Genomic DNA, 12,621 nt, shown 5'->3' with positions numbered 1-12,621 from the left:
CGCGCGGATGGTTGCCTCCGAGCGCCTCTCCGTCCCGTAACGATCGGGACACGGGGCTCGCCGTCGTGCCCGAAGCGGCGGCGAACCAGGTGGACAACACCAGGTAGCTTGGGTGTGTCTAGAGGAAAGACAAGTGGATCGAGGTGCAAGTGCCTGACGTCTCCGTGGTCGTCATCGCCTACAACGACGCAGAGCGTCTCCCGACGGCCGTTCAGTCGGTACTGGATCAGACCCTGCAGGCCGTCGAAGTGGTCATCGTCGACGACTGCAGCAAGGACAGCACCTTCGAGGTCGCCCAGGCGCTCGCCGCCGCACACCCGGACCGGGTCAGGGCCTTCCAGCTGCCGCAGAACAGCGGCGGCTGCGGCGCGCCCCGCAACTACGGCATCCAGCAGTGCGCCGGCGACTACGTCATGTTCCTCGACAGCGACGACGTGCTCGAGCGCAACGCCTGCCGCAACATGCTGGACGCCGCCGAGAGCACCGGCTCCGACATCGTCTCCGGCCTCTGCGTCCGCGTGCACCTGGACAGCCGCAACCAGAAGAAGACCTCCTGGTACCCCTGGCTCTACGCCTCGACCAGGACGATCGACTCGATCACCGAGCTGTCGGACCTGCTGACCTTCGACACCCTGTCGACGAACAAGTGCTACCGCCGGGAGTTCCTCCTGGAGTCCGGCCTCGAGTTCCCGGTCGGCATCCACTACGAGGACCTGCTCTTCTCGGCCCAGGCCTACGTCGCCGCGCGCCGGATCACGCTCATCCCGAACACGGTCTACTACTGGAACGTGCAGGAGAGCGCCGCCGCCAAGTCGATCAGCAACCGGCGCCACGAGATCGCCAACTTCGAGCACCGCATGGAGATCCACCGCCGCGTGGACGCGCTGCTCGCGAGCAAGGGCTACGACGAGCTCAAGTACCGCAAGGACATCAAGTTCCTCAAGCACGACCTGGTCCTCCACTTCCGTGACCTGTCGCGCGCCGACGACGAGTACCGCCACGCCTTCGCCGAACTGGCCAACGCGTACCTCGCGGACATCGACCCGCAGGCGTACGAGGAAGTGCAGCCGATCCACGCGATCTGCGCCTACCTGCTGAGCAAGGAGGACTGGGAGAACCTGCTCCCGGCCACCGAGGCGCTCACCAACCCGGGCCGCCTCACCGTCCCCCTCGCCGAGCTGGACGAGCAGATCTACTGGTGCGGCCGCCACCTGGACACCGAGCAGGGACGCAGCATCCTCGACGTCACCGCTCGTGGCTTCCACACCAGGTCGCTCCCCACCCTCGCCCTCGGCAACCGCCTCACCTCGTACGAGAGCACCGACGGCGTCGTCAAGCTCGCGGGACGCATCGTCAACCCGCTGGGCCGGATCAGCCCGGACGCGAAGCTCAGCGCCGTACTGGAGCTCTCGGCCCGCCGGAGCGTCAGCGGCAAGGCCGCCCGCATCCCGGTGACGGCCCTCCGCCACGCCGGCGAGTGGATCGAGTGGGAGGGCACCGCGGACATCGCGAACACCGTCCGCCCGCTCGGCATCATCGACGCCGTCTGGGACGTCCGCGTCATACTCACCGTCGACGGCCAGCGTCTGCGGACCCGCGTCTCCGTCGGCGACGCCTCCCTCGACGACGCCCGCTCCCTCAAGGTCCGCCCGCGGCTGACCACCCTGGTCTCGGACCGCCTGGTCCCCGAGATCACCAAGAAGGGGAACCTGTCGTACGTCCTCGCCGCCGAGGGCAAGGCGGCCGTGCGCACCTCGGCGATGATCGAGGGCGCGATGCACGGGCGTCCCGCACAGCTGGCGAAGACCAGCCTGCGCCGCCTGCGGAAGGCGAAGAAGGACCTGACCTCGGGCGAGACGAAGCTGCGCGTCTACGACGAGTTCTACAGCAAGCTCCCGATCCGCAAGGGCCTCGTCGTCTTCGAGAGCCACCTCGGCAAGCAGTACAGCGACAGCCCCAAGGCGATCTACGAGGAGATGCGCAGCCAGGGCATCCCGTTCGAGGCCGTCTGGTCGTACTCCGGGGCGACGCCGGACGGCTTCCCCGAGGACGCCACCCTCGTCCGCCGCTGGAGCTGGCAGTACCTGAAGGCGCTGGCCCAGGCCGAGTTCTGGATCGACAACCAGGGCTTCCCGCTGCGCCTCACCAAGCGCCCCGGAACCACCTACATCCAGACCTGGCACGGCACCGCCCTCAAGCGGATGGGCTTCGACGAGCCCAACTCCAAGGCGCGCCCCCTGGCCGCCCAGGAGTCCTTCCAGCAGGCCCTGGACCGCTTCGACCACTTCCTCATCCGCGGTGAGCACGACCGGCGCACCCTCGGCCGTGCCTTCCGCCTCCGCGACGAGGTGCTGCTGCCCGTCGGCTACCCGCGCAACGACGAGCTCGCCCAGGCGCGCTCCGCGGAGGCCGGGACCGGGACGCGGGAACGCGGTCCGCTCGCGGCCGAGCTGGGCCTCGACCCGGACAAGAAGGTGCTGCTGTACGCGCCGACGTTCCGCTCCGCCCCGGGCGGCAAGGTGCGTGCCTTCAAGCCGCCTTTCGACCTGGAGGAGTTCGCCGAGCGCTTCGGCGACACGCACACGCTGCTGATCAGGACGCACTACCTGAACAGCGTGACGCTGCCGGAGTCGGTCGCCGGCCGGATCATCGACGTGTCCAAGCACCACGACATCACGCCGCTGCTCGCCCTCGCGGACGGGCTGATCACCGACTACTCGTCCGTGATGTTCGACTACGGGCTGCTCGACCGGCCGATGATCTTCTTCACGTACGACTACGACGAGTACGCGACGGAGAACCGCGGCACCTACTTCGACCTGAAGGAGCACGCTCCGGGCCCGGTGGTGGCCACGGAGGAGGAGCTCTTCGGAGTGATCGCCAACTTCAAGGACGAGGCCGACACCAAGTACGCGACGGCCCGTCGGCGGTTCAACGCGGAGTTCAGCGAGTACGACCGGGGCGACGCGGCCCGGCAGATCGTCGCCAAGTTCTTCACCAGGAGCGGTAAGTGACCAACCAGACCGCCGTGTCCGGCGGCCGCGACATCTTCATCGTCTCCAACAGCGTGGACGAGATGGGCGGTGTGACCACCTGGACGCACCAGATGGCCCGGGAGTTCACCGACCGTGGGCACAAGGTCCACGTCATCGGCATCACCCCGGCCCCCGCGGGGCGGCAGCACGAGTTCCCCGAGCCGCTGCCGTACGACACCACCACGCTGTACGACGCGCACCCGCCGCAGGTGAAGCCGCTGCGCGGCCTCAAGGGCAAGCTCAACGCGGTGGAGCGCCGGCGCCACACGGCCCGCGCCGCCGGGATGCGCGAGCGCGCCGACCGGATGACGGCGCTGTTCGCCGCCGCCCGGCCCGGGGCCGTCGTCATCGTCACCCAGGTGTGGGCGATGGAGTGGGTCTCCCTCGCCGACACCAAGGGCCATGTCGTCATCGGCATGAGCCACGAGTCGTACGCGGCGAGCGCCGCCTCCTCCCGGCTCGCCCGGGTGAAGCGGTACTACCAGGACGTCGACCGGATGCTCGTCCTCACCCCGGGCGACGCGGACCTCTGGATCCGCGCCGGCATGGACAACGTCGGTCACATGCCGAACGCCTTGCCGTTCATGCCCGAGGCCCCGGCGCCCCGCACCGCGAAGGTCGTCGCCTCCATCGGACGCCTCTCGCACGAGAAGGGCGTCGACATGCTGCTCGACAGCTGGGCCGAGATCGCCGACCGGCACCCCGACTGGAAGCTGCGGATCTACGGCACGGGTGACGAGGAGCAGGCCCTGACCGCCCGGGCGGCCACGCTCGGCATCGAGGGGTCCGTGGAGTGGATGGGCCGCACCAGCGATGTGCTCGGGGCGCTCTCCGGTGCCTCGGTCTTTGCTCAGGCGTCCCGCGCCGAGGGCTTCCCGATCACCCTCCTGGAGGCGATGGCGGCGGGCGTGCCCTGTGCCGCGTTCGACTGCGCCCCGGGTGTCCGGGAGATCATCCGTGACGGCGAGGACGGTCTGCTCGCCCGGCTCGGCAACACCGTCGAGCTCGGCGGCCGCATCAGCAGCCTCATCGCCGACGAGGAGCTGCGGAACCGGATGGGCGACGCCGCCTTCGAGAACGTGAAGCGGTACTCCGCGGACGAGATCACCGACCGCTGGGAGGCGCTCTTCGCCTTCCTGGAGCGCTGACGGCGCGTCCGGACACAAGGAAGGGCCGGGGAGTTCGACTCCCCGGCCCTTCCTTTGTGCTGTGTCCGCGGTCAGCTGTGTCCGCGATCAGCTGTGTCCCGCGGTCAGACGTGTCCGCGATCAGACGGTCGCGCCGCGACGGGAGACCCAGCCGGCCCAGGCCGACTCGATCATGTCGCGCACGTCGTGACGGGCCTTCCAGCCCAGCTCCGACTCGATGCGGTCGGCGGCGGCGACGACCCGGGCGGGGTCGCCGGCGCGGCGCGGGGTGACCAGCGGCTCGGTGGTGTGGCCGGTGATCTCGTTGATCAGCCGGACCATCTCGGTGACGGAGACGCCCTCGCCGCGGCCGATGTTGACCGTCAGGTCACGCGGCTCGCCCGCCTCGGCCCACTCCGCGAGCTTCCGCGCGGCGACGAGGTGCGCGTCGGCCAGGTCCTCGACGTGGATGTAGTCACGGATGCAGGTGCCGTCGGGCGTGTCGTAGTCGTCGCCGAAGATCCGCGGGGACTCCCCGGCGTCGAGGCGCTCGAAGACCATCGGGACCAGGTTGAAGACGCCGGTGTCGGCCAGCTCGGGGGTCGCCGCACCCGCCACGTTGAAGTAGCGCAGGCAGGCCGTCGAGATGCCGTGCGCGGCGCCCGCCGCGCGTACCAGCCACTCGCCGACGAGCTTGGTCTCGCCGTACGGGCTCATCGGCAGGCAGGGGGTCTCCTCGGTGACGAGGTCGACGTCCGGCATGCCGTAGACGGCGGCGGAGGAGGAGAAGAGGAAGTTCCGCACGCCCGCGGCCGCGACGGCCTCCAGGAGGACCGTGAGACCGATGACGTTCTCGCGGTAGTAGTGCAGCGGCAGCTCGACGGACTCGCCGACCTGCTTCTTCGCGGCGAGGTGGACGACGCCCGTCACACCGTGCTCCGCGATCGTCCGGTCCAGGACCTCACGGTCCAGGGTGGAGCCGACCACCAGGGGAACGCCCTCGGGGACCCGCGACTCGTAGCCCGTGGACAGGTCGTCGAGGACGACGACCCGCTCGCCCGCCTGCGTCATGGCGCGGACCACGTGGGAGCCGATGTATCCGGCGCCGCCGGTGATCAGATAAGTCATAGTGCCCCAAACCCTTTCACTGTGAACTGCGGGCAAGCCGACGGAGCCGGGCCCTGACCGCCCGGAATCCGTCCCGTGCGCCGGGTGCGATCCGTACCGCCAGCGAACCGTTGGCCGTGGTGTACGGCTGCACCAGGAGTACACCGTACCGGCTGCTCGGAAGCACCGAGCGCCGCTGGGAACCGTCCGGCGCCCGCAGCGACGTGGTGAACGACTCACCGTTCGCACACGTCACCGTGGCGCTGATGTCCCACAGCTGGACGCCCTCGCGCCCCCGCCGCCGGCCGGATCCGGCGAGCCCGGTGAGCCCCACGGGGACCCGGGCGGTCCAGGCGGCCACCGTGCCGTCCGCCCCGGCCACGGCGCTCAGCGCGGCCTCCTCGGTACGGGCGGGCTCGGTGTCGCCGCGCGGCAGGAAGGCGAGTTCCGCGCGCACGGGCCCGGCCTCGGCGAGCCGCCCGTACAGGTCCCTGACGGTGAACCGCAGCTCGCCGCCCCCGCCGGTGCTCAGCGCGGCGTCCACGACGAGCGGCAGCCCGTCGAGCGGCAGCTCGTCCATGCCGTCGAGACGGGCCTCCGGCAGGTCGTCCGCCCAGACGGCGGCGGTGCGGGTGCCGGCGTACGGCGGGAGGAGCCGGCCCGGGTTGGCGGTGAGCCGGGACAGCCGGAGCAGGTCGCGCGGCTCCTTCGCGGCCAGCAGGAAACGGGCGGTCCAGCGGGCGGGGGCGACCGCCGCGGCGATCTCCTCGTCCGCGAAGCCGGACAGGTGTGCGCGGGTGAGCTCCCACCATTCGGCGCGGTGTCCGGCGTCACGCAGCCGCAGGTCGCGGGCGTACATGCGCAGGTCGTGTTCGAGGAACTTGGTGCGGCAGGCGGCGGCGAGCTCCGCGCGTCCCCCCTCGGCGAGGGTCTCGACGGCCGCGCCGTGGGCGGCGATCCGGGCCCGCCAGTTGGAGACGCCCTCGCGGTCCAGGGAGATCGACAGCTGCGCGGCGGCCCGGCGCACGTGCCAGACGTAGACGGTGTCGGGGATCACGGCGACGCGGGGGGCGGCGGCGTACACCCGGGCGGTGAAGAGGAAGTCCTCGTAGACGAACCGGCCGTCGGGGAAGCGGATGTCGTGCTCGGCGAGGAAGGCCCGGTCGTAGATCTTGTTGACGCAGAGCGTGTCGTGGACGAGCGGGCGCAGCTCGTCGGGCGTCTCCAGGACGGCCGGCTCCCGGTACAGCGCGGGCTGCCAGCGCACGTCCCGGCCCTCGGGCAGTTCACGCCGTACGCAGACGCCGACCGCGACCGGGGCGCGGTGCCGCTCGGCGGCGGCGACCAGGGCCTCGGCGGCGCCGGCCGGCAGGATGTCGTCGCTGTCCAGGAACATGACGTACGGGGAAGTGGCGGCGCGGATGCCGTCGTTGCGCGGGGTTCCGCAGCCGCCGCTGTTCTCGGTGCGGCGCACCACCCGAAGCCGCGGGTGCCGGGCGGCGAGCTCGTCGAGGACGGCGGCGGTCCCGTCGCTCGAACAGTCGTCGACCGCCACGACCTCCGCCACCACGGGCCCCTGGTCGAGCGCGGAGCCGATGGCCTGGGCGACCAGCTCCTCGTCGTTGTAGGCGATGACGACGACACTGAGCCGGCCTGCGGTCTCGGGCGGGGGGACGCTACTCACACCAGGATCCTACGGGAGCTCCCCGACCCCTCCGACGGGGTCGGGGAGCTCCCCGGGTACCGCTTAGAACGCTTCGAACTCGTCGTACTCGCGCTGCGCGTCGTCGTCGCGCTCCGCCTGCCGGTCACGGCGGCGCTGCGCCGCCGGACGCGGGGCCTCAAGACGGTGGTCCTCGCCGCGGCGGCCGAGCATCTCGGCGCCGGCCATCATGGTGGGCTCCCAGTCGAAGACGACCGCGTTGTCCTCGGCACCGATCGCGACGCCGTCGCCCGCGCGGGCACCGGCCTTCATCAGCTGGTCCTCGACGCCGAGGCGGTTGAGGCGGTCGGCCAGGTAGCCCACGGCCTCGTCGTTGTTGAAGTCGGTCTGGCGGACCCAGCGCTCCGGCTTCTCGCCGCGCACCCGGTAGACCTCTTCCTGCTCGTCGTAGGTGACGGTGAAGCCCGCGTCGTCGACGGCCTTCGGGCGGATGACGATCCGGGTCGCCTCCTCCTTCGGCTTGGACGCGCGCGCCTCGGCGACGATGCCGGCGAGGGCGTAGGAGAGCTCCTTGAGACCCGTACGGGCCACGGCGGAGGCCTCGAACACCTGGTAACCGCGCTCCTCCAGGTCCGGGCGGATCATGTCCGCGAGGTCCTGGCCGTCCGGGATGTCGATCTTGTTGAGGACGACGATCCGGGGCCGGTCCTCCAGGCCGCCGTACTGCTTGAGCTCCTCCTCGATGACGTCCAGGTCGGTGACCGGGTCGCGCTCGGACTCCAGGGTCGCCGTGTCGAGGACGTGGACGAGGACCGAGCAGCGCTCGACGTGGCGGAGGAACTCCAGGCCGAGGCCGCGGCCCTGGCTGGCGCCCGGGATGAGGCCCGGCACGTCGGCGATCGTGTAGACGGTCGAGCCGGCCGTGACCACGCCGAGGTTCGGGACGAGCGTGGTGAAGGGGTAGTCCGCGATCTTCGGCTTGGCGGCCGAGAGGACGGAGATGAGCGAGGACTTGCCGGCGCTCGGGTAGCCGACGAGGGCCACGTCGGCGACGGTCTTGAGCTCCAGGACGATGTCCCGCGCCTCGCCGGGCTCGCCGAGGAGCGCGAAGCCGGGGGCCTTGCGGCGGGCCGAGGACAGCGCGGCGTTGCCGAGGCCGCCGCGGCCGCCCTGGCCGGCGACGAAGGTGGTGCCCTGGCCGACGAGGTCGGCGAGGACGTTGCCCTGCTTGTCGAGGACGACGGTGCCGTCGGGCACGGTCAGGACCAGGTCCTGGCCGTCCTTGCCGGAGCGGTTGTCGCCGGCGCCGGGCTGACCGTTGGTCGCCTTGCGGTGCGGCGAGTGGTGGTACTCGAGAAGAGTGGTGACCGACTGGTCGACGACCAGGGTCACGTCGCCGCCGCGGCCGCCGTTGCCGCCGTCGGGGCCGCCGAGCGGCTTGAACTTCTCGCGATGGACGGAGGCGCAGCCGTGGCCTCCGTTACCCGCGGCGACGTGCAGCTCGACGCGGTCCACGAAGGTGGTCATGGGTGTGCCTCCAGAGAATTACGTGCGGAATGTCTATCTAGTAACACGCGAAAGGCGGACCCGCTTCCCGTACGGGAAGTGAGGTCCGCCTCCGCAAAGTGTTCCGATCAGGCGACCGGAACGATGTTCACGACCTTGCGGCCACGGTGGGTGCCGAACTGCACCGCGCCGGCCTGCAGGGCGAACAGCGTGTCGTCGCCACCGCGACCGACACCCGAGCCCGGGTGGAAGTGGGTGCCGCGCTGGCGGACGAGGATCTCACCAGCGTTGACGGCCTGACCGCCGAAGCGCTTCACGCCGAGCCGCTGGGCATTGGAGTCGCGCCCGTTCCGGGTGGACGATGCGCCCTTCTTGTGTGCCATGTCTCAGTCCCTCTTACTTCGCAGCCGCGGGGATACCGGTGACCTTGATCGCCGTGTACTGCTGGCGGTGACCCTGGCGACGGCGGTAGCCGGTCTTGTTCTTGTAGCGCAGGATGTCGATCTTGGCGCCCTTGTGGTGGTCCACGACCTCGGCCGTGACCTTGATACCGGCCAGGACCCACGGGTCGCTGGTCACGGCGTCGCCGTCGACAACGAGCAGGGTCGAGAGCTCGACCGTGTCGCCAACCTTGGCAGTGGAAATCTTGTCAACCTCAACGATGTCGCCGACAGCAACCTTGTGCTGGCGACCACCGCTGCGCACGATGGCGTACACGCGGATCTCTCTCTCACTCGGGATCGAAACCTCTGAAGCCAGCCGCTCACACGGGCCCGGGGGCCCGCGGCGTTCCGGAATCGGACGAGCGGCCTCTCCCGACGAGCGGGAGGGAGGTGCTCAGAGGCGCGGCATGTCGATGAGACACGCCGACGGTCTAGGTTACGGGCGGCTGCCACAAGGGGTCAAATTCGCCCGAGCGGGTGCGGGCCGCCCCGTGGAGGGACGGCCCGCACCCGGTGGATCAGTCCTGGGCCGGAGCCGCGGTCTTCTCCGCCGCCTTCTTGGCCGTGGCCTTCTTGGCGGTGGTCTTCTTCGCCGCGGTCTTCTTGGTCGCCGCCGTCTTCTTGGTGGCGGCCTTCTTGGCCGTGGCCTTCTTCGCGGTCTTGCGCGCGGCCGTCTTCTTGGCCGGCGCGGCCTCGGCCTCGGCCTCGACCGGCTCCTCGGCCGCCTCGGCGAGGGCCGTGGTCACCACGACGACGGCCGCCTCCTCGGCGCCCGCGGGCGAACCGGCGGGAGCGGTGGCCTTGCGGACCACCCGGCGACGGGCACGCGGCGCGGCGGCCGCGGGGGCCTCCTCGACGACGGGCTCGGCGACGGCCTCGACGACCGGCTCGGCCACCGGCTCCGGCGCCACGACGGGCTCCGGCTCCGCGACGGCCTCGACGACCGGCTCGGCGACGATCTCGGCGGCGGCGTCCGTGGTGGAGACGACCGGGGACGTCACCCGACGGGTGGCGCGACGACGGCCACGCGGGGCCGGGGCCGGGGTCTCCTCGACGACGGTCTCGGCGACCGGCTCGGCGACGGGCTCCACGACCGGCTCGGCGACCGGCGCCGGGGCGGGCTCGGCGACGGGCGCCGGCTCGAACACCACGGCCTCGGTCTCCGCGACCGCCGGGGCGACGGGCGTCGAGGCGACCGGCGCGGACACCCGGCGGGTGGCGCGACGACGGCCACGACCGCGCGTGGCGGCGGCCTCCGCCTCGGCGGCGGAGCCGTACAGCTCCTCGTCCGGGGCGATCGGCACCGGCACGGCCACCGGGGCGGCCAGCTCCGCGGCGACCTCGGCCTCGGTCTCGACCTCGGCCTCCGCCGTCTCCGGCTCCACGGCCTCGGCGTGCTCGTGCTCGTGGACGTGCTCGGCGCCGCCGCGGCCGCGCTTCTTCGCGCGCTTGCCGCCGCCACCGCCACCGGCGGTGGTCGGCTGCTCCATGTGCACGATGACACCGCGGCCGTTGCAGTGGACGCAGGTCTCGGAGAAGGACTCCAGGAGGCCCTGGCCGACCCGCTTGCGGGTCATCTGGACCAGGCCCAGCGAGGTGACCTCGGCCACCTGGTGCTTGGTCCGGTCCCGGCCCAGGCACTCCAGGAGGCGGCGCAGCACCAGGTCGCGGTTGGACTCCAGGACCATGTCGATGAAGTCGATGACGACGATGCCGCCGAGGTCGCGCAGGCGCAGCTGGCGCACGATCTCCTCGGCCGCCTCCAGGTTGTTCCTGGTGACGGTCTCCTCCAGGTTGCCGCCCTGGCCGGTGAACTTGCCGGTGTTGACGTCGACGACGATCATCGCCTCGGTCTTGTCGATCACCAGCGAGCCGCCGGAGGGCAGCCAGACCTTGCGGTCGAGCGCCTTCATCAGCTGCTCGTCGATCCGGTACGTCGCGAAGACGTCGACCTCGCTGGTCCACTTGGACAGGCGGTCGGTCAGGTCCGGGGCGACGTGGTTCACGTAGCCGTGGATGGTCTCCCACGCGTCGTCGCCGCTGACGATGACCTTGGAGAAGTCCTCGTTGAAGATGTCGCGGACGACCCGGACGGTCATGTCCGGCTCGCCGTACAGGAGGGTCGGCGCGGACGTCGAGATCTGGGTGGCCTTCTTCTGGATGTCCTCCCACTGCGCCTGCAGTCGCTCGACGTCGCGGCGCAGCTCGTCCTCGCTCGCGCCCTCGGCGGCGGTGCGCACGATGACGCCCGCGTCCTCGGGGACGATCTTCTTGAGGATGGTCTTCAGGCGGGCGCGCTCGGTGTCCGGGAGCTTGCGGCTGATGCCGGTCATCGAGCCCTCGGGGACGTACACGAGGTAGCGGCCGGGCAGGGAGACCTGGCTGGTCAGGCGGGCGCCCTTGTGGCCGATCGGGTCCTTCGTGACCTGCACGAGGACCGACTGGCCGGACTTGAGGGCGGTCTCGATGCGGCGCGGCCCGTTGGCCATGCCGAGCGCCTCGAAGTTGACCTCACCGGCGTACAGGACGGCGTTGCGGCCCTTGCCGATGTCGACGAAGGCGGCCTCCATCGACGGCAGCACGTTCTGGACCTTGCCCAGGTAGACGTTGCCGACGTACGAGGTGGCCTGCTCCTTGTTGACGTAGTGCTCGACGAGCACGTTGTCTTCCAGGACGCCGATCTGGGTGCGCTCGCCGTTCTGGCGGACGACCATGACGCGCTCGACGGCCTCGCGGCGGGCGAGGAACTCGGCCTCGGTGATGATCGGGACGCGGCGGCGGCCCTGCTCACGGCCCTCGCGGCGGCGCTGCTTCTTGGCCTCCAGGCGGGTCGAGCCCTTGATGGACTGGACCTCGTCGGACGGCTCGGCCTTCTCGCGGACCGGGCGGGGCTCGCGGACCTTGACGACCGTACGGACGCCGTCCTCTTCGGCCGTCTCGACCTCGGCGGCGGCGTCCCCGCTGCGACGGCGGCGACGGCGGCGGCGACGGGAGCTGCTGGAGCCGCCGGCGTAGGCCTCGGCCTCCTCGGACTCCTCCTCGCCTTCCTCGGCCTCCTCGGCCTCGTCCTCGGCGTGCGGCTCCTCGCCCTCCTCGGTCTCCTCGACCTCGGTGAGCTCGCCGCGACGGCGGCGGCGGCCGCCACGGCGGCGACGGCGGGAGGGACGGTCCTCGTACTCGTCCGTCTCCTCGGCCTCCTCGGTCTCCTCGACCTCGTCGGCGACGGCCTCTACCTCGGGCTCGTCGGCGACGGTGGCCGGGACGGGCTCGACGGCGACGGGCTCGCCACGGCGGCGACGGCGACGGCGGGAGCCGGACTCGGCGCGCTCGGCGGGCTCGGTCTCCACCACGGCCTCGACGGTCTCGACGGTCTCGACCGTCTCTTCCTCCTCCGGCTCCTCGACCTCGGCGGCGGCGGCCGCGGCGGCGGTCTCCGGGGTCTGGAACATCGGCTCGGCGAAGACCGGGGCCTGGAAGACGGCGACGGCGGGGCGCGTGGCGCGGCGGGGCTCGCGGGCCGGGGCCGGCTCGGAGGTGAACTGCGGCGAGGTGACGCGGCGGCGGCCGCGGCCACGGGTGGCGGCGGTCTCGGCGGCGGCGACCTCGGCCTCGTCGGCGGCGATCTGCTCGACGGCGGAGGCCGGCAGCGACTCACCGGTGGTGGCCTCGGTGGTGGCCTCGGTGGTCACCTCGGGCGAGGTGACCTTACGGGTGGCACGGCGGCGGGTACGGGCCGGCGG

The 12,621-nt window shown here is 71.5% G+C and carries 8 protein-coding genes; 2 read left to right on the top strand and 6 right to left on the bottom strand.

The genetic code is table 11. The annotated features are described in order from the left end of the window. Nucleotides 1-143 precede the first annotated feature (143 nt). Both AC07AW_RS08525 and AC07AW_RS08520 read left to right on the top strand, forming a co-directional pair. Entirely contained in the window at nt 144-3,014 is a 2,871-nt protein-coding gene (locus tag AC07AW_RS08525; RefSeq protein WP_478814702.1) for a bifunctional glycosyltransferase/CDP-glycerol:glycerophosphate glycerophosphotransferase, read from the top strand. A gap of 62 nt (nt 3,015-3,076) precedes the next feature. Further along, nucleotides 3,077-4,183, top strand: coding sequence for a glycosyltransferase (locus tag AC07AW_RS08520; protein ID WP_478815311.1), 1,107 nt, complete (start codon nt 3,077-3,079; stop codon nt 4,181-4,183). Nucleotides 4,184-4,303: 120 nt separating this feature from the next. Here AC07AW_RS08520 and galE read toward each other — a convergent pair whose 3' ends face one another. From galE to AC07AW_RS08490, 6 genes are all read right to left on the bottom strand, one after another. Continuing rightward, nucleotides 4,304-5,290 carry a UDP-glucose 4-epimerase GalE gene (gene galE, locus AC07AW_RS08515; RefSeq protein WP_351183006.1) on the bottom strand — a complete coding sequence of 329 codons (987 nt, stop codon included), beginning with the start codon at nt 5,288-5,290 and terminating at the stop codon, nt 4,304-4,306. 16 nt (nt 5,291-5,306) lie between these two features. Further along, nucleotides 5,307-6,953, bottom strand: a complete 1,647-nt coding sequence (locus AC07AW_RS08510; RefSeq protein WP_478814701.1) for a glycosyltransferase family 2 protein — start codon at nt 6,951-6,953, stop codon at nt 5,307-5,309. Nucleotides 6,954-7,016: 63 nt separating this feature from the next. Beyond that, nucleotides 7,017-8,459 (bottom strand): GTPase ObgE, encoded by a 1,443-nt coding sequence (gene obgE, locus AC07AW_RS08505; protein WP_478814700.1) that lies wholly within the window; start codon nt 8,457-8,459, stop codon nt 7,017-7,019. 107 nt (nt 8,460-8,566) lie between these two features. After that, nucleotides 8,567-8,821, bottom strand: a complete 255-nt coding sequence (gene rpmA, locus AC07AW_RS08500; RefSeq protein WP_015033582.1) for a 50S ribosomal protein L27 — start codon at nt 8,819-8,821, stop codon at nt 8,567-8,569. A gap of 13 nt (nt 8,822-8,834) precedes the next feature. Further along, the gene (rplU, locus tag AC07AW_RS08495) at nt 8,835-9,155 is read right to left on the bottom strand and encodes a 50S ribosomal protein L21 (RefSeq protein ID WP_015033583.1); all 321 of its coding nucleotides are present in this window, start codon (nt 9,153-9,155) and stop codon (nt 8,835-8,837) included. Between the two features lie 244 nt (nt 9,156-9,399). Continuing rightward, nucleotides 9,400-12,621, bottom strand: a 3,222-nt coding sequence (locus tag AC07AW_RS08490) for an Rne/Rng family ribonuclease (RefSeq protein ID WP_478814699.1), incomplete at its 5' end; no start/stop codon positions are given.

The sequence above is a fragment of the Streptomyces sp. NPDC044003 genome, assembly GCF_056435185.1.
This window is presented reverse-complemented; position numbering and strand designations above follow the sequence as displayed.

What these genes read in the sequence shown, in the direction of transcription:
- AC07AW_RS08520 (WP_478815311.1), top strand. Translation starts at nt 3,077, where the DNA reads ATGGGCGGTGTGACCACCTGGACGCACCAGATGGCCCGGGAGTTCACC.
- galE (WP_351183006.1), bottom strand. Translation starts at nt 5,290, where the DNA reads ATGACTTATCTGATCACCGGCGGCGCCGGATACATCGGCTCCCACGTG.
- obgE (WP_478814700.1), bottom strand. Translation starts at nt 8,459, where the DNA reads ATGACCACCTTCGTGGACCGCGTCGAGCTGCACGTCGCCGCGGGTAAC.
- rpmA (WP_015033582.1), bottom strand. Translation starts at nt 8,821, where the DNA reads ATGGCACACAAGAAGGGCGCATCGTCCACCCGGAACGGGCGCGACTCC.